The organism is Sphingomonas sp. 8AM, from assembly GCF_902506455.1.
Lineage (GTDB): Bacteria > Pseudomonadota > Alphaproteobacteria > Sphingomonadales > Sphingomonadaceae > Sphingomonas.
The window spans coordinates 292296-314554 of record NZ_LR733844.1; the positions used below are offsets into that span (position 1 = coordinate 292296).

General features: G+C 62.6%; 20 protein-coding genes. 13 read left to right on the forward strand and 7 right to left on the reverse strand.

The window, feature by feature from the left end:
• Positions 1-196 precede the first annotated feature (196 nt).
• From BACI71_RS01500 to BACI71_RS17790, 3 genes are read right to left on the reverse strand one after another with little or no spacing between them, the layout of a single operon-like run.
• The gene (locus BACI71_RS01500; protein WP_159754104.1) at positions 197-784 is read right to left on the reverse strand and encodes a PEPxxWA-CTERM sorting domain-containing protein; all 588 of its coding nucleotides are present in this window, start codon (positions 782-784) and stop codon (positions 197-199) included.
• A gap of 59 nt (positions 785-843) precedes the next feature.
• Positions 844-2661 carry a DUF6055 domain-containing protein gene (locus BACI71_RS01505; RefSeq protein WP_159754107.1) on the reverse strand — a complete coding sequence of 606 codons (1818 nt, stop codon included), beginning with the start codon at positions 2659-2661 and terminating at the stop codon, positions 844-846.
• A gap of 50 nt (positions 2662-2711) precedes the next feature.
• A complete protein-coding gene (locus BACI71_RS17790; RefSeq protein WP_236553090.1) occupies positions 2712-3332 on the reverse strand; it encodes a hypothetical protein in 621 nt (206 codons plus the stop codon).
• Between the two features lie 31 nt (positions 3333-3363).
• Between BACI71_RS17790 and BACI71_RS01510 the strand changes: the two genes are divergently transcribed.
• Together BACI71_RS01510 and BACI71_RS01515 are read left to right on the forward strand one after the other, a co-directional pair.
• A complete protein-coding gene (locus tag BACI71_RS01510) occupies positions 3364-6081 on the forward strand; it encodes a TonB-dependent receptor domain-containing protein (protein ID WP_236553047.1) in 2718 nt (905 codons plus the stop codon).
• Positions 6082-6236: 155 nt separating this feature from the next.
• Positions 6237-7541, forward strand: coding sequence for an NF038122 family metalloprotease (locus BACI71_RS01515; protein ID WP_236552763.1), 1305 nt, complete (start codon positions 6237-6239; stop codon positions 7539-7541).
• On the opposite strand, the gene BACI71_RS01520 is transcribed toward BACI71_RS01515, so the two are convergent.
• The 3 genes from BACI71_RS01520 to BACI71_RS01530 form a co-directional block, all read right to left on the reverse strand.
• Positions 7490-8347: a DUF4394 domain-containing protein gene (locus BACI71_RS01520; RefSeq protein ID WP_159754113.1), complete on the reverse strand. Its 858-nt coding sequence runs from the start codon at positions 8345-8347 to the stop codon at positions 7490-7492. The two genes, BACI71_RS01515 and BACI71_RS01520, sit on opposite strands and share 52 nt — an antisense overlap.
• A 402-nt stretch (positions 8348-8749) precedes the next feature.
• Positions 8750-9460 carry a DUF2161 domain-containing phosphodiesterase gene (locus tag BACI71_RS01525; RefSeq protein WP_159754115.1) on the reverse strand — a complete coding sequence of 237 codons (711 nt, stop codon included), beginning with the start codon at positions 9458-9460 and terminating at the stop codon, positions 8750-8752.
• Complete coding sequence (locus BACI71_RS01530; RefSeq protein WP_201297269.1) at positions 9457-10851, reverse strand: hypothetical protein; 1395 nt, start codon at positions 10849-10851, stop codon at positions 9457-9459. Before BACI71_RS01530 ends, BACI71_RS01525 begins: the two co-directional genes overlap by 4 nt.
• A 142-nt stretch (positions 10852-10993) precedes the next feature.
• Here BACI71_RS01530 and BACI71_RS01535 point away from each other — a divergent pair, with 142 nt between their 5' ends.
• Both BACI71_RS01535 and BACI71_RS01540 read left to right on the forward strand, forming a co-directional pair.
• On the forward strand, positions 10994-11395 hold the full coding sequence (locus BACI71_RS01535) for a hypothetical protein (RefSeq protein ID WP_159754118.1): 402 nt from the start codon (positions 10994-10996) through the stop codon (positions 11393-11395).
• A gap of 566 nt (positions 11396-11961) precedes the next feature.
• A complete protein-coding gene (locus BACI71_RS01540) occupies positions 11962-13371 on the forward strand; it encodes a tyrosine-type recombinase/integrase (protein WP_159754121.1) in 1410 nt (469 codons plus the stop codon).
• 83 nt (positions 13372-13454) lie between these two features.
• Here BACI71_RS01540 and BACI71_RS01545 read toward each other — a convergent pair whose 3' ends face one another.
• Positions 13455-14999, reverse strand: coding sequence for a Fic family protein (locus BACI71_RS01545; protein WP_159754124.1), 1545 nt, complete (start codon positions 14997-14999; stop codon positions 13455-13457).
• A 291-nt stretch (positions 15000-15290) separates the two neighbouring features.
• On the opposite strand from BACI71_RS01545, the gene BACI71_RS17795 reads away from it, so the two are divergent.
• From BACI71_RS17795 to BACI71_RS01590, 9 genes are all read left to right on the forward strand, one after another.
• Entirely contained in the window at positions 15291-15713 is a 423-nt protein-coding gene (locus BACI71_RS17795) for a helix-turn-helix domain-containing protein (RefSeq protein ID WP_236552764.1), read from the forward strand.
• Entirely contained in the window at positions 15710-15964 is a 255-nt protein-coding gene (locus BACI71_RS01555; RefSeq protein WP_236552765.1) for a hypothetical protein, read from the forward strand. Before BACI71_RS17795 ends, BACI71_RS01555 begins: the two co-directional genes overlap by 4 nt.
• A gap of 220 nt (positions 15965-16184) precedes the next feature.
• On the forward strand, positions 16185-16847 hold the full coding sequence (locus tag BACI71_RS01560; RefSeq protein WP_159754127.1) for a DNA methyltransferase: 663 nt from the start codon (positions 16185-16187) through the stop codon (positions 16845-16847).
• Between the two features lie 303 nt (positions 16848-17150).
• A complete protein-coding gene (locus BACI71_RS01565; RefSeq protein ID WP_159754130.1) occupies positions 17151-17897 on the forward strand; it encodes a LuxR family transcriptional regulator in 747 nt (248 codons plus the stop codon).
• 134 nt (positions 17898-18031) lie between these two features.
• Complete coding sequence (locus BACI71_RS01570; protein ID WP_159754133.1) at positions 18032-18667, forward strand: acyl-homoserine-lactone synthase; 636 nt, start codon at positions 18032-18034, stop codon at positions 18665-18667.
• Positions 18664-19578 carry a phytanoyl-CoA dioxygenase family protein gene (locus tag BACI71_RS01575; RefSeq protein ID WP_159754136.1) on the forward strand — a complete coding sequence of 305 codons (915 nt, stop codon included), beginning with the start codon at positions 18664-18666 and terminating at the stop codon, positions 19576-19578. Before BACI71_RS01570 ends, BACI71_RS01575 begins: the two co-directional genes overlap by 4 nt.
• The gene (locus BACI71_RS01580) at positions 19575-20180 is read left to right on the forward strand and encodes a GntR family transcriptional regulator (protein WP_159754139.1); all 606 of its coding nucleotides are present in this window, start codon (positions 19575-19577) and stop codon (positions 20178-20180) included. Before BACI71_RS01575 ends, BACI71_RS01580 begins: the two co-directional genes overlap by 4 nt.
• Before the next feature lie 295 nt (positions 20181-20475).
• Complete coding sequence (locus tag BACI71_RS01585) at positions 20476-20793, forward strand: helix-turn-helix transcriptional regulator (RefSeq protein WP_236552766.1); 318 nt, start codon at positions 20476-20478, stop codon at positions 20791-20793.
• Positions 20790-22091 (forward strand): type II toxin-antitoxin system HipA family toxin, encoded by a 1302-nt coding sequence (locus BACI71_RS01590; RefSeq protein WP_159754145.1) that lies wholly within the window; start codon positions 20790-20792, stop codon positions 22089-22091. Before BACI71_RS01585 ends, BACI71_RS01590 begins: the two co-directional genes overlap by 4 nt.
• The last annotated feature ends 168 nt before the right edge of the window (positions 22092-22259 follow it).

Here is a 22259-nt window from a genome sequence, read left to right on the forward strand (position 1 = left end):
ATCCAGTCGGCTTGCCAGATGGAAGCGTTAAGGATCCAAGCGACAATGGCCTGTCGACCGATCGTCAGCAGGCGCTTCCCAGGCCCTTGGCGCCAGGCGGAAGGCATATCGGGAGAAATGATGGGCGTCAGGACTTACGCTCGAGGCAGCTGCGGCTCCCCTTAAGAAGGGTCGATGCTTCGCGGGAAGGTCGTGTTTAGCAGAGCCGCAGTCGGTTCCCCGAGGCTGGCCGGTATCGGCGCATTGCTGCGCCGGCCAGCGCGAAGCCCAGCACCATCGTCAGCCATGTTGCGGGTTCGGGCACGGCGGAAGGGCTTTCATAGTCGACGTTGAACCAGCCCTTCCAGTCGCTGTGATACGTCGTGCGGTCAGTGTTGTAGTAATCCGCCCAGTTATCGGCGAATTGCAGCCTGAGAATACCGTCGTCCTCAAGCCAGAAGTCGCTGTCGATGGCCCGCAAGTCGATCCTGCCGGAATATATCGCCGTACCGATTTCTTCATTTGAGCGGTCAGGCCTAAATTGCACAAATGCATCGCTTGTCGAGCCGAACCAGATGAGGGCGCCTCCGAGCCCGGTCGGCGATGTTAATGTCACCGAATAGCTGATTCCCTTGATCCGGCTATAGGGATCAAGCTTGGTTTCAATGGTCGTATTCTCATCCGAATAGTCCACTGCCGAATAACCATGCGCATCGTTCACGTCGATAAGGATAGTCGCCGCCTGCGTGGAAGGCGCGAGGACAAGAGTCGAGAATGCAAGAGCTGCCCTGACGAAGGTGTTCATCGTCGATCATCCTTGAGAGAGGAGAGAATTGGTCTGTTCCATCGTCGATTGGGGGCAGCTCAGCAGGGCCACCAGCCTCCACCATTGCCGTTCAGATTCCAGTTCCCGGCCCAGAGGCCCGGAGCGCTGTCGAGATCGCAGGAACGGGCGGCTGCGATCCATGGCGTCGCGCCCTCAATCCGAACGGAATAAGGGAAGCGGGTCCCCACCGCTGGCTCCCCGGCCGGCTGGTCTGGCAGGCTCTCATACTTATACGGCGTCGCGGTGACGGCCAGATAGGCCTTGGCGCCAGCGGGGATCGTGAGCGATGCCGCGCCGCTGCCCGTCCCCTCCGCCTTGGCGAGCGCCGAATAGACGGGGACGTCACCGGGCTTAACCGTCACCAACGCGAAGCGCCACGCGGCCTGATTGCGGGTCGTGCCACCGGTCAGCGTGACCGTGACGCGTCCGCCGGCCGGCGTCAGCGGAATGATGTGGGTGCCCCATTCGAGCAGCGAGCGTTCGGCCGGCGCGGTATAGACGGTGGGATCGTCGCCGGAACGTGCGAGTGGCGTATGGAAATGCCCGATCGACGAAGTGGTCTGGGTCGGACGCATCCCGTCGAGCAGGAGGCGCTGGTTGAAAAAGTCCATCGCCACCAGCCGGGCGCCGTACCAGCCCATTTCTTCCGCGAAGGACTTGTAGCCGAGCGGGAGGAAACCGCTCCGCTGCCCCGATGCCACGACCTGGTCGATATAATCGCGGGGACGGGCACTCCAGCCGTTGGCTGACTTCAAAGCCTTCCAGACGTTCCACACGAGATCGCGCGTCCGGTCGTTCTCGTAGAGATAGGTCATGAACGGATGCTGGTCATAGCGCGGATGGGAGAAAGCCGGTCCATATTCCAGCTGATTGAGATAATTGTCGTACCAGTTGAAGCTGGGGCTGATGACGAAGGAATTGAAATTGGCACCCGTTTCCACGAACCCGATATTGCCCCCATAGCTTGGGTAATTGCCTGCGCTGAACTGGATCAGGTGGCTGAATTCATGGGCGAGAGACTGGGATCCCTTCTTCATCGCCCAGCCGGAGATCGACATGACCTGCCCGGAGACACTGGCACCGCAGCCGCCATGGTCCCCGTCCGGAACGTCGGGACGCCCGGTGCCGCAGATGACGATGTTCAGCTTCTGCTTCTTGCCGGCGTCCGCGAAGGGCATCGGCGCGTTGATGACGTCGCGGCTGATGACCCATGCTTTTTCGAGCCATTCGCCGGTTTCCTGCAACGCGGTTTCCAGGCTGCGGTTGTCCCAGCCCATCGTCCGCATGAAGTCGTAGCTGTCGTCCAGGCCATTGCCGTACCAGAGCGCGAAATGCTGCGTCTCGTAGACGTGAAGCTGGCCGTTCGCGAGTTGTTCGGCGGTCGCCGACTGCTGGTCCGCGTCTCCCCCGAGATTGACCCGCTCATAGGTGGCCGGGTCTATGGCGGCGGGATGCTGGTCGATTTGCGTCTGGATGTAGCTGTTGTCGTCATCGGAGAAGAAACTGGCCAGATATTGCCGGCGGCAGCCATCCTCCTGTTCGACGATGAAGGATCGGTGCGCCTGGCCGTAATCCTCGCCATAAGCCTGTATGAGGCGGCCCTGAAATGGCGGGCTGTTGGGAGCGCCCGCGGACGCGTTCGGATGTTCGGGAACGCTCGCGACGTTCGGCGTCCAAGTTCTCAGTTCGCCCTTGCCCCACGGGTAGCGGCTCGAGCGTGCCTGGCAGCCAAAGGATACCTCCTCATCCAACGTGTGATGCGCGATGCCGCCGAGCGCCGCCCCCATCTTGCTGCCAGAGAGAGTATGCGCTGTATCGCCATTATCCGGCCCACAGCTTGTCAGCAACGCCAGCATGGCTGCCCCGACAAAAAGTTTTGATCGTCCCACTTTATTCCCCTGTCGGACTAACAGGGGCAGATCATCATCGATAGATAATGGGTGTCAACTCTCACGCGCTTCGGGTTTAAGACATCTGGTATCGGATCGATGGCAGTACATACTCGCTCATGAACGCAGGAACGTGAGGGTTGCGGAATAAGGGCTGCGGTGATGCATTGTATAACATAGGGTTGCGCAGCGGCCTCATGGATGAACGGACCGATGGCATCGTCGTGATCGATGCCTATCCTGTCAACAGTCAGACGATAATGAATGAATAGTTTGGCTGAGACAAGATAAAGCATATTCAGTTGAACAAACTGGCTGGCAATATCCGCCCCCGGGAAGCAAAAGGGGGGAATTGTGCCAATATACTGTAGAGCATTGCTTTTATGCGGCGCCGCGGTCGTCGCGAGTTCGTCAGCGCAAGCCCGGTCGGGGTCGGATGGGGCGAATAGCCCATCGGCGTCCTCGGTGATCGCCGACCGGCAGATCTCAACGAGACGCCAGTCCCAGAACGCGACCAGCGCTGATGCCGACGTACCGCCCGACAACCCTGAGCAGGCTGACCGCGCAACCTCCGACATCGTCGTAACGGGCACGCGAATCGTTCGGCCGAACCTGAAGAGCAATGCGCCGATCACCACGATTGATCAGTCGTATCTTCGGGAACGAGGTCTGGCCCGGATCGAGGATGCGCTATCACAGCTGCCGCAGATCACGCCGATGCTGGGGCTGCAGGGGAACGGCGTCACGCAGCGCACCGAGGTCAACCTGCGCAAGCTGGGCGCCGGGCGCACGCTGACCCTGTTGAACGGCCAGCGTGTCGATAACGACGTGAGCATCATTCCCGGCGCGCTGGTCGAACGGATCGACATTCTCACGGGCGGCGCCTCCGCGGTCTACGGCTCGGACGCGATCGCGGGCGTGGTCAATTACGTCCTCAAGCGCCGCTTCAACGGCATCGTCCTCGATGCGGAGACCAACGCGTTCCAGCATCGCAACGACAATCGCGCGATCCTCGATGCAGCGAAAGAGGCAGGCTATGCCCTGCCGCCACGCAACTATTTCGGGCGGAGCGACGAATATGCTTCGCTTGCCGCCGGTACCGATCTGTTTGATAAACGCCTCAACATCAGCGGCTTCGTCGAATGGAGCCATATCGAGCCGATCCGGGCCTCGTCGATCGACACGGTGGCCTGTCCGCTGTTGATGAACCCGCCCGGGGTCAAGCCGGTCCGCAACGATCACTGGTCCTGCAACCTGCAGGACTATTCACGCTATGGTCAATTCACGCTTGGCAACTACGCGACCGACTTTGCGCTGGCGCGCGACGGATCGCGCGCCTGGCGCACCTACGATCCGAACGACATGATCCGGACCCCCAATCACGATTATCTGCAACGCGCCGACACGACGGTGACTGCTGGCGCGTTCGCCACCGCCGACCTCCCCGGATCGCTGCGGCTAGACGCGAGCTTTCTGCGCACGCACTTTCGGCAGGGGTCGCAGAAAGACCAGAGCAACTACCCTTACTTCGCAGAAGGAGCCTCGATCACCTGCGACAACCCGTTCCTCGGCCGGCAACAGGCGGAAATGCTGTGCGGTGAGGCGGCGGGTCAGCCGGTTCTTTCCGATCCCGTCTCACTACAATTCTGGCGTCCCGCGATGCCGGAAAGCCTGGTTCCGACCCTGACGGACTGGCGCGGTTCGGCGCAACTCTCCGGACCGGTGACCGACAAGATCCGCTTCGAAGTCGGGTATCAGCGATCACGCAACAGCTTTTCGAATCAGTTGACCAACGTCAATGATTATACCTCTGGCGAAAGATTGCCGCGTGGGTTGCAGGTCCGGAACGTCAATGGCGTGCCGACCTGCCTGTCGAAGATTGACGGCACCGATCCGACCTGCCTGCCCGTCGACGTCTTTTCGTCAACCGCAACCTTGGCTCCGGAAGTCTGGCACTGGCTCACCGCCAACGGCGTCTTCCACGACAAGCGCGACAGCGAGATCATCAGCGGCGTCCTCTCGGGTACGCTGGAGGAATACGGCCTGAAAAGCCCGTGGGCGCAGAGCGGCATCGGTTTTGCGCTGATTGGCGAACAGCGCCGCATCCATATCGATTCGGGCGGCACGGAGGGTCTGGAAGGCGTGCACGACTATGCCGCCGGCGCGCGCGTTCGCGAGATTGGCGGGGAGCTGGACGCCCCGCTGATCGAGGACAAGCCGTTCGTCCGCTCCCTGTCCGTCAATGGTGGCTATCGCCTGTCGCGCTACACCACCTACGACCGGCTGGTGCCGACTTGGAAGATCGAGGGCAGCTATGCGCCCGTCGAGGGGGTACGTGTGCGCGGCAGCGTCAACCGCGCGGTGCGGGTGGCTATGCTGGAACGGCTGGAGGCCGAAACCTATCAAGGCAATACAATGGCGCTCGATCTGTGCGCGCCGCCGCGCGACGGGAGCACCAAGACGCGATATACCTATGAGCAATGCCAGTTCGGAGGCGTGACCCGCGAGCAATATGAGGCGCTGACCGATTATCATGGCTGCGACCGCAATGGCGCGTGCCCGGGCCGGCTGATCTACGGCGGCAATCCGAACCTCCAGCCGGAGCGCGGCCGTAGCTATACGCTCGGTCTGGTGTTGCAGCCCACCGGCGTCCCCGGCCTCACGGGATCGGTCGACCTGTACGATATCCATGTCGAGAAGGGCTTCGAGTCCGCACGCTGGGAAATGGCGTTCGATGGCTGCTACACCCAACGCGTCTCGTTCTGGTGCAGCTTCTATCGTCGCGATCCGAAGACCGGCGTCCTCAAGGACATCGACGCGCGCTGGACCAATGGCGGCGACGTCCACAGCCGCGGTGTGGATTTGGCGCTCAACTACGCACTCGATCCCAAAAAGATCGGCGTGCACGGCGAAATCGGCTCGTTCGCCGTCAGCCTCAACGGCTCGCTGGCGACCCGCCAGGATTATCAGATCGCGCCGGGAACCCCGATGCGGGCCTGTTCGGGCTATTTCGGGTTCCTCTGCGGCAGTCCCACGCCGAAATGGCGCCATGTCGTCGGCCTCCACTGGCGGATGCCGCAGGATCGTGGCGGTATCGGGCTGACATGGCGCTATACCGATGCGGTCAGGCTGACCACAGTGTCGCGACCGGTCGATGTGCCGTTTCCGCTGATTAGCCGCATCCCGGCCTACAGCTATTTCGATGCGTCTGCCAACGTACGAGTCACCCGCTTTCTGGATCTGCGCGTCAATGTCCAGAACCTGTTCGACAAGGACCCGCCGCTGCTCGAAACCGGCGCCGTGTGGAACGGGTTCTGGAACACCTTCCCGGCCTATTACACGGTTACGGGCCGCGTGATCCGTGCCGGTTTGACGGCACATCTCTGACCGAAGCGCATGGGTGCCCGGCAGTCGGAAATGCCAAGGATCCTATTCGGGTTCTTTGGTCCGACGTGTTGATCGGTGTGCCGGGGCCCCAGCCTCCAATCACGAATTCAACCGAAGGTGTCCGGTTCGAACCGGACTTGGAAAGGGGATCAGCGATGCGGCTGAACATACGACGTGTGATGCTTGCCTGTGGTGCTGCAATGATAGCGCTGGTGCCGACAATCGGCGAGGCCGCGACTATCAACCTGGTGGACATCGGGGGCGTTGCGGGTTCGCGTGCGGAACAGGGCTTCAACATCGCAGCCGCTTATTGGGGGTCGGTGCTGACCAACAATGTCACGATCAATCTGGGCGTCGGCTTCTCCCATCTGGGCGACGGGGTGCTCGGTGCGACGGACGTAACCGTAACTGACTACAACGTCCGCGACTGGGAAGGCGCGGTAGGCAACAGCAGGAGTAGTTCGACACTGGATCGTACCGCGATCCTGCCGGCCCTGAATGCCGAGGGCGGAGTGAGTTTCATCTCCACCGGACTGAATGCCGATGGCAATGACGATGCGCGGAACGTGGATTATATCGCGGGCGACACGGTCAGCAGCCGGACGCTTTCCCTGAACACGGCGTTGGTGAAAGCCATAGGGGGTACGACCGACGCGCTGACTTCCGCGCTGGACGGAGCGATGGCGTTCAGCAACAGGTTCGCGTTCGATTTCGATCCGATCGACGGCATTTCGGCAAATTGCATCGACTTCCTCGGCACCGCGATCCATGAGATGGGTCATGCGCTGGGTTTCATTTCCGGTGTCGATACTGTCGATTATTACAGCTACCCGGATGGAGCAGAGGCGGGCACGCTGGGGTCCAGCGTGAACGAGGCGGCGATCTACAGCGCGCTCGACATGTTCCGGTATAGCAAGGACTCGGCCGGTCTGCTCCGTGGCAGTGATGGCGTGCTCGATCTGTCGGTCGGGACCGAAAGCTACTTCTCGATTGACGGCGGCAAGACCGCGCTGTTCGACAACGGTTTCGCCACCGGCGGCTATAATGGCGACGGCGGTCAGGCGTCGCATTGGAAGGACTCGATCAGCGGTCCGCAACTTGGCGTCATGGATCCCACGATCGGTTACGGCCAGATGGGGGAGGTCACCGCGCTGGATCTTGCCGCCTTCGATGCGATCGGTTGGAACATCTCCTTCGATGTGCTGACCAGGCCAGACTATCGGGCGACGAGCTCCGCGATCTACGCCACCTTCGCCCCCCCGGCCGTGCCGGAACCGCCGACGTGGCTGACGATGATCCTGGGCTTCGGCCTGATTGGTGGCGTTCTGCGCCACCGCGGGCGCAAGGTTCGCCTGAGAAAGGCAGAAGCGCCGCGGCGCAGCCGAATGCTGACCGCGGCGCTTCCGCTTCAGACGATCTGCTGCGTGAAGCGGGCCCGTGGGCGGCGACGCATCGTGTAGCCGATCACCCCGAAGCCGAGGATCATCATGCCCCAGGTTGCGGGCTCGGGTACGGGCGCGACAGCGATCCCGAAGAGCTGGCGTGAGGTGTTGCCCAGCGACGACAGCGCACCGGTCGACAGGTTGACGCTGTACAGTGACTTCCCGTTGAACGCGAAAGCGTCGTTGCCGGCGATGTCGAAGCTCGTGCGCGAGCCGAGGTCGACGCCCACCCCACCGACGGTCGTCAGCACGCCGCCATTGTTGTTCTGCTTGGCGAGCACGTCGAGATCGGTGTCGAGCACGTAGAGCTGCGTGGAAGTGCCCGGCGCGCCGAAGCTCGACGTTGTGTAGGCGGCGCCGCTGACGCCCGGATCGCGCCCTTCGTTCGGGTCGCCGGCCGCATAGCCAAGCGGGCTGGTCGTCGGCGAACCGGTCAACGATCCGTCGTTCGGATTGTAGACGTAATTGTTGTTGGTGTTGCTGACGACGCGAACGCGATCAATCGTCGGGTTGAAGTCGAAACCGAAAACGGTCCCCTCGACGCCAAGCTTCGCACTGGCAGCGGTGGCGACACCGGTCAGCGCGTTGATCGTGTAGACGATCCGGTCGACGCCCAGTCCGTAAAGCATCCCGTTAAGCGGGCGAAAGTCGAGCGCCTCGATACTGCTGCTGGTCCCGGTAATCTTCACCGACGAGGTGAACGTCCCCGGCGCTGCACTGTTGAAGGTGACCAGCTGGTTGTTCTCATCTACGCCGAAGATGGTCGCCGCCGACGCGACCCCGGGCGCGAGCAATGCTGCGGCAGCCAGTGATAAAGTCTTCATCATAACCACAGTCCCTCTGTTATGCAGGGCAAGAAGCCGGCTCGGAAATGAGCTGAGTCGCTTTCGCCGGTGAGCAGAAGTTTATCGATTAACAATGTGTTGATGTCTGAACGACCAAATAACGTCTTTTTAAGATTACATTTTGTGTCCGGCGTTGCGGTGCATCTATTACCGTCTGAGGCCCGTATCTGTTCTTTTTGCATCAAGACTGCCGGCGTCCTCTCGGGCCAACCCGCAATTCGAAGCCGAGTGGATCAGAGCAGCCGCTTGGGCTGCCCTTTCCTTCTGTTATCACCGATCGATCGCTGCGCGCCGGTGCCGTGTCGTCGCGGTCGCGATGATCGATCATCGACTTCTCCTCCGCCGCTCAGGCGCAACGGGGGCGCGGCTCGTCCAGACCGGTCACGGCGCCGCCGGCCTTGCGTCTGCGGCACGCGCGATCATCGCTCTTCCTTGCTCTGACAACCGATAATGACCCGGCCGCACCCGCTCGAACCAGCCGTAGACGTTGCGCGACAGAATGGTGCCGGCGTCCTCCGCCAGATGCCGCAAGTCACGCGGCCGCGCGCCGACATCGCGCATTGCCGCAGCGCAGGCGAGCGCGCGCTGGCGATAGGCGGTCATGATCGGCTGGCGCGACGATCCCCCGGCGTTCGGGTCGCCCTCACGCATGGTATGCTCCCGCACGAGCCGGCGGCGCAGCGGCAGGTTGGGGCGCGGCCGGTAAGGAACGGGTTCGCAGAGAACCGCGACCCGGTCGAGCCGCAGGTCGACCGCGAGCAGCCCCACGCCCAGCAGGCGACACAGGCGTGTGACCCGCTGGTCCTGGTCGCGCCCGCGGCGCGAAGCGATCACCGCGAGATAGACGATGTCGGCACCGCGCATTCGGTCGACTGCCTGGAGGACCAGCTCAAGCGTGAATGAAAGCTTGAGCTCCGCAATCACGATCAGCGGCGGGTCGCCGGCGCGAAGGCCGACCGCGTCGCAGCCGCAGACCTCACCCTTCACCGCGAAACCTTGTGCCTCGAGGAATGCCTTGACCGGAGCGTACAAAGCGGTCTCGCGCCAGTCGAGGTTGCGAGGCGGGCACCCGGTCGCGTCTGCCACGCTCATGCCACCCCACGCACCGCGACCGCGAGATCGCGCCGGACCCGGCCCACGGCGGCGAGGAGCTTGCCGCCAGCGCTCTCGGCGCGAGAGTGGTCGATCACAGCGCCGCTAAGCGTGTCGTAGCAGACGACGTCATACGCGCCGTCGGCCAGCCCCTGGACCCGGAGCAGGGTGGCTTCCGCATCGTCGCGCGGGCGGATCATGCCGTCAGCGCCGGTCGCGTCGGTCCGCACGAGCCATGCGAGCGCCTGCCGGGCATCGCCGCAACCGATCGTCGCGACGCCGCGATCCGTGCACCCCAGTTCCGCGGAGAGATTGCGCCGGTAAAAGGTGTTCCAATTGATGTGCGGCAGGAAGTCCGCCAGCGCCCTCTGGGCCTCGCGCATACCCGGGGTGAGGACATGCGGATGACGGTTGGGCCAGCGCATGCCACCGCCCGCGCCGCCGCTCGCCAGGTGCGCCCATTGAATGTGGCGGAAATATTCGTCGTCAAAGGCGCTCGGCAGCGTTCGCTTCCGATCCTTGAAGCTGTGGATCGGCCCGTGTTCCGAGTCGAACACCGGCCGCGCCGGTCCAGCGGCCGTCACCGCGTCGCGCATCAACCGGGCGGCGGCGAGCGCGGGCGCTACGGTGTCCCGCGGGTCGTCGATCGTGCCATGCTCGTAGAGGTGCGTGTTGGCGAAATCGAGCGAGGGATGGCGGAAGATCGGCTCCGCCAGCGCGGGGTAGCGGATCAGCTCGGGTCCGAAGATCGAGACGGTCTGGAGATTGGCATGACCAAGCCGTTCGCGCTCGTGCGCGCGTAGCCATGTCGAGAGGTCGTCGATGAAGGGCGCGATGGCGGCGGGGTCGTCGCCGCCATGCGCCGGGTGGATCTCGTTCCATAGGTCCCAGGCGAACAGCGCCGGGCTACTGCCCCAGCGGTCGCTCGCGAACGCCAGCCGGTGCTTGATCGCGCGCCGCGTGTCGGGGCAGGTCAACCACGTGTCCCGACCGCCGCATGGGCCACCGTTCGCGCGCGCATAGGGGTGACGTTGCCAGCGGATCCACATGAAGAAGGTGTCGTAGGGCGTGAGCAGCACCCTGAGCCCGACCCGCTCGAGCAGCTGGAACAAGTCATCCCACAAGCGCACCATGGCCGGTACGAAGCGCCCCGCGGGCCGTTCGAGATAGCGGTGTTCGCCATGGCAATATTCCAGCATGAGCCGGATACAGGTGACGCCGTGCGCGCGCAGCTCGAGCAGGTGCCGCTCCACTGCCGCCAGGTCGCGGCGGCGAAATAGCGGTGAGAGATCGGGCCAGGTGATCGCGTCATTGTGCCCGACCGGGGTCCAGGACGCGCCGTCCTCGGTGATGAAATAGGGCGAGCCGGGCACCACACGGATGCGGGCCATCGCCGGAGCGAGCGAACCTAGCGGAACATGCACCGGCGCCGAGTAGACACTCCGCCGTGCCGGCACCATCGAGAAATCACCGAAGCAACGCAGCGGCTCGGCTTACTTGATGTCGAGCAGTGAGATTCTCGATGGATAGGAGGTGGTTCGACAGCTCTCCACGCCCGGCCCATCAGCCAGCCGCTTCCGTCAGCGCCGCCAACGCCGCCTGTCCGGCCTGTTCGAGAGCGCGAATGTCGTCGGCAACGCCAAGCTGTTCTACACGCTCGGCCCGGTCACGGTGGAAGGTGCCTCGAACCTCCTGTCGTCGATCCGCTACTCGGTCTCGTCCATCGATCCGCTGGGCGACCGCCGCTACGCACCGAGCGACCTCTTCGACGCGCAATTCCGCGTGAAGATGAGCCGGCTCTCGATGATCGTCGCGCAGGGCGAGAACCTGACCGTTTTCCAACCGCAGCGGTTGTTCGGCCCGGGCTTCGGGCTGCTCCGCGAGGAGATCGACAACGGCCGCGCCTTCTACGTCGAGGCGCTGGTCTGCTACTGAGAGGTTTTGCCGCGCCGCCAGGCGCTAACCGTAGGCGCAGCGGCTCGACGATGCGCGACGTCGAGGACCTGCTCGCCGCCTGCCACGAGGAAGCGCTCCGCGACGATGCGCTGGCGGGGGGGGGGGGCGGAACCGTCTGACGCACCACGCGCGAACGCCGCACCCGTATGCTCGTCACGGTCGCCCTGATTACGCAGCACTCGCTCTACGCGATCGAGAACGCGCGCCCCGTCGGCTACGCCGGCCAGCTGCGCCAGGTCGCTTGGAGGCGGCTGGCCATCACGACTCGCACCCCACACAGCGGAGCGGCAACTCACTGACAAATTCTAGAAAATGATGCTGCCGGTGAGGATTGAACTCACGACTTAAGCCTTACCAATTTGGGAAATATAGTTCGCCATTCTACGCTACATTTCGCTAAAGCACTTTAGTTAAACGACTATTCCAAATTGATCCTACGCCACTGATCTCTACGAAACGCTGCGTTTTTATCGAATCTGCTGACAATATGCTTACAATTTTGCCCCTCCGCGCTATTGTCAGCAAAACGCGCGGAGGTTTTGCTTATGGCGAGGCTCACCAGGACCCGGATCGAGGCGCTGCCCATCCCGGCGTCCGGACAGGAAACACACTGGGACAGCGAGTTGCGCGGCTTTGGCGTGCGTGTCCTCCCGTCCGGGCTCAAGACGTTCGTCCTTCAATATCGCAATGCCGATGGCCGCAGCCGCCGTCTGACGCTTGCCCGCTATGGCGTACTGACAGTCGAGCAGGCGCGGGTCGAGGCGAAGAAGCGGCTGGGGGACGTTGCGCGCGGCGACGATCCGATCGAGACGCGCGATGCCGCACGGGCGGCACCCACCGTGGCAGACATCTGCGACTGGTATCTGGAGGAGGCGGAGAGCGGCCGGTTGCTGGGGCGGCGCCGGCGGCCGATCAAGATGTCGACGCTGCGGATGGATCGCAGCCGGATCGAACGGCACATCAAGCCACTGATCGGCACCCGCAAGGTAAAGTCGCTGGCACCGCCCGACATCGCCGCCTTTCAGGCTGATGTGGCGCAGGGCAAATCGTCCCGCTCACGCGGGGTCGGACGCGGTCGTGATACGATCGGTGGCGTCGGTGCGGGCTCGCGGAGCATCTCGACACTTCATGCCGTGTTCGAGCACGCGCTGCGGCTCGGCAAGATCGACAACAATCCGGCGCGGGGCGTCCGGAGGCTGGCGAGCGGTCAGCGGACGCGCCGGCTGTCGGTCGCGGAACTCGCCGCGCTGGGTGAGGCGATGCGGACCGCCGCGGAGCAGGGCGAGCATCCGGTCGGCCTCGCCGCGGTGCGGCTGATCCTGTTGACCGGCTTCCGCCGCAATGAGGCGCAGGCGCTCCAGCGCGGCTGGGTCGACTTCGATGCCGACTGCGTGATGTTCCCCGACACCAAGAGCGGCGCGCAGGTCCGCGTCGTCGGCGCGGCGGCGATGGAGCTGATCGAGGCACAGGCCGAGCAGCCGGGCAATCCTTACGTCTTCCCCTCCGACTGGACGGGCACGTGGTACAAGCAGGTGCCCGATCTGGTCGAACGGCTGTGCAAGACGGCGCAGATCGAGGGCGTCACCCCGCACGTCTTCCGCCATACCTTCGCGAGCATCGCGGGCGAGCTTGGCTATTCCGAGCTGACAATCGCCGGCCTGCTCGGGCACGGCAAGCGCGGCGTGACGCAGGGGTATATCCACATCGACGACCTGCTGCGCTCGGCTGCCGATGCGGTGGCGGCCAAGATCGCCGCCGTGCTGGATGGAAAGGAACGGAGCATTGCGCCCCGGCGGCGGACGGCTCCTCAGGTGCCGGCGCGGCCGGTAAGCCGGTCGATGCCTGCCGAGGTGGACGACAACATGCTTATCGCCACACTGGCTGCGCAGTTTGCGGGCGGCGGTATCGATGCCGATCAACTCCGGTCGGCAGTGGCGCGGCTTACCGCGGGGTGAGTAACAGTCCTTGCCCAACGGCTTCTGTCCGAAATTTGTAGGCATTTTTCGGACGAGGTGTGGATGCCGATATTTGATTCGTCTCAGTCCGGACCTCGCCCGAAGGTGTCGCCATAGAGCGCCTCGATCCGCATAGCTTCGCCATCGTCCAAAGCCGCGAACTCCTTTGTGCGTGCGCGCTGCGACAGCCTGCCGTCGTTCTGATCAAGGAACTTGTGCAGCAACTCGACGTGCGTCGTTGGCATATCGACGATCTGTTGGATGCCCTCGGAGAATCGATCGAACGCCTGGAGGAAATGCACCTCTTCCGGCAGATCGTGCTCGACCGTTTCCTCGACGCAGCCATAGAGGAATACCGCATGGGCCGTAGCGTCGAAGTAGCGGTAGAAGGCGGCGGTGTCGTTCAGCACCTCGACGTTGCCCGACGCGGTTGGGCGCCATTCGATGAACGGCAGGAGCGGCGTAGACCAGGACTCCAGAACCGCACGATAGGGATCGATGTGGCGCAGGATTGCGGCGCTGACAGGAAAGACAAGGCCGGGAGGACTGTAGGCGGCGGCGGCCAGCGCATGGTGGATCAGCCAGCGATGCAGGCGTCCGTTCCCATCCACATAGGGATGGATGTAGACGAAGCCGAAGGCGAGGCACGCAGCCGCTACTACCGGGTCCATCACGCCGCGCACCGCCCGGTCGGCGAAGGCGATCAGTCCGTCCATCAGGCTTTGGAGATCCTCGTGCCGCGCACTGATGTGATCGGGCACGGGCATGTTGGTGTCGCGGTCATGCATGCCGATGAAGCCGCCTTCGTCACGCAGCCCGAGGCGGACGAACCGGTCGTCGCCGATAACGATACGCTGGAGGCGATCGAATTCGCCGAGGCTGAGCGGACGGATACCGGCCTGCGCAATGGCCTGTCCCCAGCGCGCCGCCCGCTGCCCGGTCGGGCGCTCGCCTTCGATGGCAAAGGACGACTTTGAATCGTTGAGCAGGATGAACGCTGCGGCTCGTGCCACCAGGTCGGGCCGGACGCGCCCCATCGCCTCGCGTGCCCTGTCTCCGAGAGCCTTCGCCGAGAAGGCGGCGAGGTCGGGCGTCCGACGCACCAACGGACAGAAGGCTGGCGTGCCGGGCAGGTTGTTCATGACCTTATGCCGGGGCGACGGATCGCCCTCGGCAAGCGCATATTGCTGATCCGGGTCGAGTATTGAAACCAGCCGCACCTTACCGGGGTCTGGCACATCAAGCTGCCTGCTGGTCAGCCATTCGTAAAGGAACCACAGGCGGCGAGCGAAGGCGCCGGTCGGCGTCGCCCGGACGATCGCCTCCACCTCGTCGGGTGCGACCGCCTGAAACAGAGCGGCAAGTACCTGAAGGTCGAGGCCTTCGTATCGGAAGGCAAAGACGAGTTGCGGACCGAGCGCCGCTGCGGGTCGATGGCGCGGCGTCAACATCAGCCACGCATCCGTCGAGATCGGGTGGTGGCGTCCGGCGATCGCCGCCATCCTTATCGGAAGTAGCAGGGCAAGGTCGTATCTCGCGATCAGCGCGGCATAGCCGACCGGCTCCCCTCGTTCGGGAAGCGGCCGTCCGTGAAAATCCATCACGTCGTGCGCAGGCCATTCACCCATCATCATTTCCGTGAAAAGAGATCACTTGGTCTAGATCGGATTGCTCAAACCATTCACCAGCTGCGAATATCTATCACTTTGTGCCTCTTGCGTGAATAGCTATCACCACAAGGGCGTTATATCTTCCCAGCCGCTCATCATCACGCAGACGTGAACCTGCTGAGGAGGGCCAATCCGCTGCCGCGCAGCCATGCTAAGTGGAAATGCACGGAACGTTGCGCCCACGCAGCGCCTCGCGCAGCTGCCGGTGCGTTCGGTGAAGGAGTGGCCCCTGCAGACGTCGACGACAACATGCTGATCGCCACAGTGGCGGCGATGTTTGCTCACGGTAGCATCGATGCCGCCCAGCTTCGTGCGGTTGCAGGACGCTTGAACGGAGGACAACGGTCTTTCCCAATTGGGAAAGGAGCCCTTGATTTTAGAAAGTATTTGAGCCATCTTTCCCGTTCGGGAAAGGGCAGCCTGATGAATCGCGCTGATACCGAAAACGACGCGGTTTGGTTTTCTCGCCGCTTTGGCGCGCTCGTCCGGGAACGCCGGCAGCAAATGGGGCTTACTCTCGAAGATCTGGCAACCGTCGCGGGCGTTGGCATCCGGTTCGTCCACGAACTCGAAAAGGGCAAGCCGACCTGCCAGATCGGCCGCGCCCTCGTTGTTGCCGGACTGGTCGGGCTGGACCCGGTCGCCCTGCTAGAAGCGCAGAGAGCGTCATGAACCGCGACGACTATCTGAAGCGCAGGGACTGGCTGCGGCTCGCAGCGGCTTGCGGACTCGGCGCTGCGCCGACCATCCGCCGCGTCCGCGCGTTGGCGACACGGTGGTGGCCAATGTTGATCGTGCGCGGACCGATGTCGAAGCCATGCCCACCCGGGGGTGACACCACCCTGCCGATACTCGTCACCGCGGTGGCGGCACGGTGCCGTGCGATCATGGCCAGTCTCAATGACATGGAAGGCGTAAAGTAGGCCGTTTTTGATCGCGCCACTGTTGTGGAGCGGGGTGCTTAGGGCCAGCCCTCAGCGCCCTTCGGATCATCTTCCGCCCAGCTTCCTCCACCCGCTGCGCGCGTTCCGTGCAGCAGGGTCCCCGCGAAGACGCCCCTCCGGTTGCACACCCGGTCTCGCCGACGGGCAGGGGTTGCAGCGCGAAAGCTGCTGAACCCCGGATCGAGGAAGGACCAGCATCATGACCGGCAACGCTCCCCGCAATATGATCTTCAACGGCGATTGCATCGACGTGATGCAGGCGTTCAACACCGGCAGCATCGACTTCATCCTGACCGACCCGCCGTATGTCACCCGCTACCGCGACCGGCAGGGCCGCAGCGTCGCCAATGACGACAACGGACGCTGGCTGAAGCCTGCCTTTGCCGAGATGCACCGTGTCGTGAAGGACAGTGGCTTTGCGATCAGCTTCTACGGCTGGAACAAGGTGGACCTGTTCATGGAGGCGTGGCGCGCAGCCGGTTTCCGCGTCGTCGGGCATCTGGTGTTCCGGAAGCGGTATGCGTCGTCATCGCGATTTCTGCGCTACGAGCACGAGCAGGCGTATCTGTTGGCGAAGGGCAATCCCCGGATGCCGTCGCGAATCATCCCCGACGTGATCGACTTTCCCTATTCCGGGAACCGTTTGCACCCGACGCAGAAGCCGGTCGAGGCGCTGACCCCGCTGGTGGAAGCGTTCACCAGACGGGGCGACCTCGTGCTGGACCCGTTCAGCGGATCGGGATCGACACTGGCGGCGGCACGGGCGCTTGGCCGCGACTGGGTCGGAGTGGAACTGGACGCCAGCCATTACCGCACCGCGGCCCGCCGGCTTGGGCAGGCGCAGCGCATGGACGCCGCATAGGCTTCAAAATAGCGCGAACTTGGCCGCCGGCCGCTAGCCGGCGGCGATCGCGCTTCCCAAGGTTCGCGCGATAGCCGGTAAGTCGTGCTGCGCAAAGATAATAACAGCGATCGATACAAGCGGCTGGTAGTATGATGATCATCACAAAAGGTTGTCTATTGTCGCCGAACTATCAGGCCGTATCCTGCGCTTCCACCGCAATCGCCAGCATCGTGAGGCATGTAACGGACGAGTGCAAAGCAGGGAAGGCGCACCGCGGGTTCGCATGTTGGGCGTGCGACCCGGGGGCGACACAAGGTTGCCATGAGTCGCTTGCGGCTTGTGGAGGCGTTCGCAGCGACGCTTTCAGAAGTTAGGACAGCCGATGCGTTACATGAAGCGCTCGAAGCCATATCAAACGATATGGGCTTCGACTTCTTTGCGCTTGCACATCATCCAACTATTCTCAATCCCGATGATCCCGGCGTTCGTTTGCACAACTATCCGCTTGAGTGGGTAAAGGTCTATGACGACAGCGGATTTGGCGTCAGCGATCCGGTGCGGCGCGCAAGTAACCGGCGGCTGGTTGGTTTCGCATGGAGTGATATCGCGCGCCTGATTGCGGTTACTTCCGGGGATCGTCATGTCCTTGCGCGAGGCTGGGAACACGGGATCGGCGACGGTTACACCATTCCGGCAAATGTGCCCGGTGAGGTGATCGGCTCATGCTCTTTCGCGGTCATGGCTGGCCGATCGCTACCGGCTGATCAGATCATGGTGGCCGAACTGGTTGGCGGTCTTGCGTTCGAATGCGCCCGCCGCATCCATGGGGACTTTCCGGCGCCGTCATTTCCACGACTGACGTACCGGCAAACCGAATGCGTTCTGTGGTCCGGTCGAGGGAAGACCGACTGGGAAATCGCGCGGATCATGGGCATCAGCCATGAGACGGTCATCCAGCACCTCAAACTGGCGCGGGAACGGTACGGTGTCCAGAAGCGGGCGACACTGGTCGTCAGGGCATTGTTCGACGGCCTGTTTTCGTTCGCCGATATCCTGCGCCGACGCTGATTGCGCCCGCTTGACGTCATTCGGCTCCCAGCCGGGCGCGATGGTCCTCGTCCCGCCACCGACTACCCCCATTCCTTGGTATGTGCGTCGCCGCCACCGCACGCCAGCCTGCGCTTCTCACAAGGGAGACAGGCATGTTCACGGCGACGAGGATTTCGGGAAGCGGAGGCGAGGATGCGGCGATGCGTGCCATGTTTGCGGCGCGGACAGAGGTGTTCGTTGACCTGCTGGGTTGGCAATTGCCAATCCTGGCCGGCAAATTCGAGCTGGACCAGTTCGACAACACTGATGCCCGATACCTCGTACTGCTTGATGCCGACGGACGGCATCGAGCATCCGCCAGACTGTTGCGCACAGATCGGCCCCACCTGCTCGATACCGTATTTCCGGACCTTTGCGGAGACGTGCTGCCGACAGGTTCCACCACGCTGGAGATCACGCGGTTCTGCCTCGATCGCCGCCAATGCGCGCGAGACCGCCGCCTCGTCCGTAACCAGCTTGTCAGCGCTCTTGTCGACTACGCGCTCGCGCACGGCATCGAAGCCTACACCGGCGTGGCCGAGCAGGCGTGGCTCGATCAGGTCATGACGTTCGGTTGGGACTGCTGCACCCTCGCGCCGGCCCGGGAAAACGGGGGCCGGATGCTATCGGCGCTGCGCATTACTATCGACGAGGAGACGGTAGGGAAGCTGCGAAAGAGCGGCATCTACGCGCCGGCCTGTTCCGTCCTTGCGCCGATCGCGCCTTTCACGACGGAAATGGACTCGTGAACGCGGCCGTTCATCCCGTCGATGTCCAGCACCGGTATGAAGAGCTGAAAGAGCGCGGCTTCTGCATCATTCCCGGCGCCCTGCCGGTCAGTGTCTTGCAAGATCTTGCAACCGATCTGGCGCCCGCGTTCGAACGGACGCCATTCTGTCAGGGCGACTTCTATGGAGCCCGTACGAAGCGATTCGGACGCATACTTGCCCGGTCCGTCCATGCCGCGACCGTCGTTCAATGTCCTGCAATCCTGACGCTTGCACATCAGATCCTCGCCCCGGCTTGCGACCGGATCCAGCTGAACCTGACGCAGGCGATCGGCATCCACCCGGGGGCCCCTGACCAGTTTCCTCACCGCGACCAGGATATGTGGCAGGGCGTGAAGGGCGAGCATGAGTATCTGTTGAACGTCATCTGGCCGCTAACTCCGTTCACCGCGGATAATGGCGCCACACGGCTGTTTCCCGAAACCCATGGCCAGCGTGCACTGACTGATACCACGCCGCCGCCCGCGGAGCTCGCGATCTGCCAGCCGGGCGACGCGATCTGTTTTCTGGGTTCGACCCTTCACGCTGCCGGCGCGAACATCGCCGAGACCGAACGGCGGTGCCTCGTGACCGGCTACAGTCTGGGTTGGCTCAAGCCTTATGAAAACCAGTGGCTTGCCTATCCACCGGCGGTCGCGCGCAATTTTCCCCCCGAGCTTGCGGCACTGATCGGCTATGCCCAGCATCGGCCTAATCTCGGCAATTACGAGGGACAGTGTCCTTCGGTGCTGCTGGGCGACGATGTCCCTGAATATCTCGCAGCTATCGATGCGCTGACACCCGATCAGGCGAAAATGCTCGCCGGATATGGCAAAGCGCCGTCATCCGTCACTGGCCGGATTGATCCAGCCGGACGGGTCGACGATCGGTGAACGCTGCCTATGTGCTCGATCGAAGCTACGCCACAATCCGCCAGCGGCTTTTGACCGGAGCCTATCGACCCGGTCAGAGGCTGGAGGCCAACCGGATTGCAGGTGATATTGCGGTCAGCATGACCCCGGTACGCGATGCGCTCAACCGCTTGACCGGAGAGGGTCTGGTTGAAGCCGAGGTGGGGGAAGGGTTCCGGGTGCCGTTCGTGACCAGCGACGGGCTGCGCGGCCTGATCGACTGGAATCGGCACCTGTCCCTTCTATGCGCACGACGCATCTGTCGTTGTTCAGAACGGCAGAATGTTACGGAAGATATTGATTACGCCGATCGCGCAACGCTGCTGTTCTCGCGCTTGGCGAAAGATACCGGCCTTGCCGAAGCAGTGAGTGCGATTGATCGCCTTTCGGCGCGCCTTCACCGGGTGCGCATGATCGAAGCCGAACTGATTCCTTCTGCCACGGGGGAGATAGTCCTGCTTGGAGAAGCCTTCGATACCGGTGATCGTCGGCAGCTTCGACGTCTGCTCGAAAAATATCATCGGATGCGCCTTCGCATGATTCCGGACCTTGTCCGGCGAATACGTTCCGACCCGAAAATTTGATGCGCTGATTGGTCGCTGGTTGCGGGTAAATGAAATGAGCAATTCATGGCGTAAATGCGTAACGAACCCGGATTGCACTAAGGCTTTCCACTAATTTGTACAATGCTGCTTATCTGAAGCATTGTGACTGATTTTAGGCTATTTTGCATGAGAAGTGCAGCATTTCAGAGCCGCGCTTTCGCAGTTTGCAATTGGTGATATCTCCTCAAATTTGAAGAATTGGGGTTGAAACGAGCCCACAATTCTTCATAAATGAGGCGCTATGCGGATTGTGCCCACGATGCCCGAAACTACGATGCTGGCCGAGCTTGGCCAGCGGGCGCAGCAATATCGTGTCGGGATGAATCTCACCCAGATCGAGCTCGCGAAGCAAGCCGGTGTTTCACGAAGCACCATCGAACGCCTCGAAGCAGGCAGCTCGGTCCAGCTCGATAAATTGCTGCGGATTTTGCGAGCGCTTCGGCTGTCGGCAAATCTCGACCAGCTGATCCCCGAGACGAGCATCCGGCCGATCCAGCTCGCTGACTCGAAGGTGGAAACCCGTCGGCGCGCCTATAAGCGCAGAAGCAAAGCCACTAAAGAGCAACCGTGGACCTGGGGTGAGAAGACATGAGCACAGCCGAGGTCTGGTTGTGGAACCGTCGTATCGGTGCGGTCACACTCCCCGCCGGCGAGCGGTTCGCTAGCTTTGAATATGATCCCGCCTTCCAGCGGAGCGGAATCGAGCTGTCCCCGATAACGATGCCGCTCGGAAGCGCGGTATATCGGTTTCCGGCACTGCAGACGCAAAGCTTCCACGGTTTGCCCGGCATGCTGGCCGATGCCCTGCCCGACAAATATGGCAACGCGCTGATCGATGCCTGGCTTGCCACCCAAGGCCGGACGGGTGCAGACTTCGACGCCGTCGAACGGCTCTGCTACACCGGCACACGTGGCATGGGCGCACTCGAATTTTTGCCCGCGCACGGCCCGGCCTCGACCGCGGCAGACTCGGTCGAGATCGAGGCACTAGTCAAGCTCGCCTCCGAAGTGCTCGTCCATCGTAAGGATTTGCGTGCCACGTTCGCGGGCGACGCCAAAGCCGAAGCGCTACGCGAGATCCTGCGCGTCGGCACCTCGGCCGGCGGAGCACGCGCCAAGGCAATTATCGCCTGGAACGCCGAAACCAACGAGGTCCGCTCAGGACAGGTCCGGGCGCCAGAGGGCTTTGGCTACTGGTTGATGAAGTTCGACGGGGTCGCCAACAACAAGGATCACGAACTCGCCGACCCAAAGGGTTTCGGAACGATCGAGTTCGCCTATTCGAAGATGGCGGCACTCGCCGGCGTCGAGATGGCGGAATGTCGCCTGTTCGAGGAAGGTGGTCGCCGGCATTTTATGACCCGTCGCTTCGATCGGCTTGCCGATGGCGACAAGCTCCATATGCAATCACTGGCGGCACTCGCTCATCTCGATTTTAATGAACCGCGCACCAATGGGTATGAACAGGCCTTCACGACAATACGCGCGCTCGGGCTCGGGCAGGATGCGCTCGATCAACAGTTTCGGCGCGCCGTTTTTAATATCGTCGGGCGCAATCAGGACGATCACGTCAAAAACATCGCCTTCCTGATGGATCAGAGCGGCACCTGGAGCCTCGCGCCGGCCTTCGACATCGCCTATAGCTACAATCCGACCGGTGATTGGACCTCTCAGCACCAGATGTCACTGGCGGGCCTGCGCGATAATTTCACTCTCGACGCCCTCATTGACGGTGGCAAATCGGCCGGCGTATCGCCGCGAGCGGTCAAGGCAATTGTGCGTGAGGTAACCGAAGCCGTTGGACAGTGGCGAATGATAGCCAACGACGTCGGTGTGCCAGCCAACTTCGTCGACGACGTCGAAACTCATCTTCGACTCGACATCCGATAATAAAACTGCAGCGTCGCGCAGAATCAGCCGTTCGCTTAGTGCGAAGTCAACCATGGAGTTCGTAAACTCCTGAGATAATTGGCTCCTATATCGACAACCTCGCTATCATCTTCGCCCAGCTCCGCCGGATTTGCAGTAGACTACCGAACGTGTCGAAATGCCGATTCA

Bases quoted from the DNA above. Each gene is read 5' to 3' on its own strand.
- BACI71_RS01500 (WP_159754104.1), bottom strand. From the start codon at position 784: ATGAACACCTTCGTCAGGGCAGCTCTTGCATTCTCGACTCTTGTCCTC.
- BACI71_RS01505 (WP_159754107.1), bottom strand. From the start codon at position 2,661: ATGCTGGCGTTGCTGACAAGCTGTGGGCCGGATAATGGCGATACAGCG.
- BACI71_RS01515 (WP_236552763.1), top strand. From the start codon at position 6,237: ATGCGGCTGAACATACGACGTGTGATGCTTGCCTGTGGTGCTGCAATG.
- BACI71_RS01520 (WP_159754113.1), bottom strand. From the start codon at position 8,347: ATGAAGACTTTATCACTGGCTGCCGCAGCATTGCTCGCGCCCGGGGTC.
- BACI71_RS01525 (WP_159754115.1), bottom strand. From the start codon at position 9,460: ATGAGCGTGGCAGACGCGACCGGGTGCCCGCCTCGCAACCTCGACTGG.
- BACI71_RS01530 (WP_201297269.1), bottom strand. From the start codon at position 10,851: ATGGCCCGCATCCGTGTGGTGCCCGGCTCGCCCTATTTCATCACCGAG.
- BACI71_RS01540 (WP_159754121.1), top strand. From the start codon at position 11,962: ATGGCGAGGCTCACCAGGACCCGGATCGAGGCGCTGCCCATCCCGGCG.
- BACI71_RS01545 (WP_159754124.1), bottom strand. From the start codon at position 14,999: ATGGGTGAATGGCCTGCGCACGACGTGATGGATTTTCACGGACGGCCG.
- BACI71_RS17795 (WP_236552764.1), top strand. From the start codon at position 15,291: ATGCTGATCGCCACAGTGGCGGCGATGTTTGCTCACGGTAGCATCGAT.
- BACI71_RS01555 (WP_236552765.1), top strand. From the start codon at position 15,710: ATGAACCGCGACGACTATCTGAAGCGCAGGGACTGGCTGCGGCTCGCA.
- BACI71_RS01560 (WP_159754127.1), top strand. From the start codon at position 16,185: ATGACCGGCAACGCTCCCCGCAATATGATCTTCAACGGCGATTGCATC.
- BACI71_RS01565 (WP_159754130.1), top strand. From the start codon at position 17,151: ATGAGTCGCTTGCGGCTTGTGGAGGCGTTCGCAGCGACGCTTTCAGAA.
- BACI71_RS01570 (WP_159754133.1), top strand. From the start codon at position 18,032: ATGTTCACGGCGACGAGGATTTCGGGAAGCGGAGGCGAGGATGCGGCG.
- BACI71_RS01585 (WP_236552766.1), top strand. From the start codon at position 20,476: ATGCTGGCCGAGCTTGGCCAGCGGGCGCAGCAATATCGTGTCGGGATG.
- BACI71_RS01590 (WP_159754145.1), top strand. From the start codon at position 20,790: ATGAGCACAGCCGAGGTCTGGTTGTGGAACCGTCGTATCGGTGCGGTC.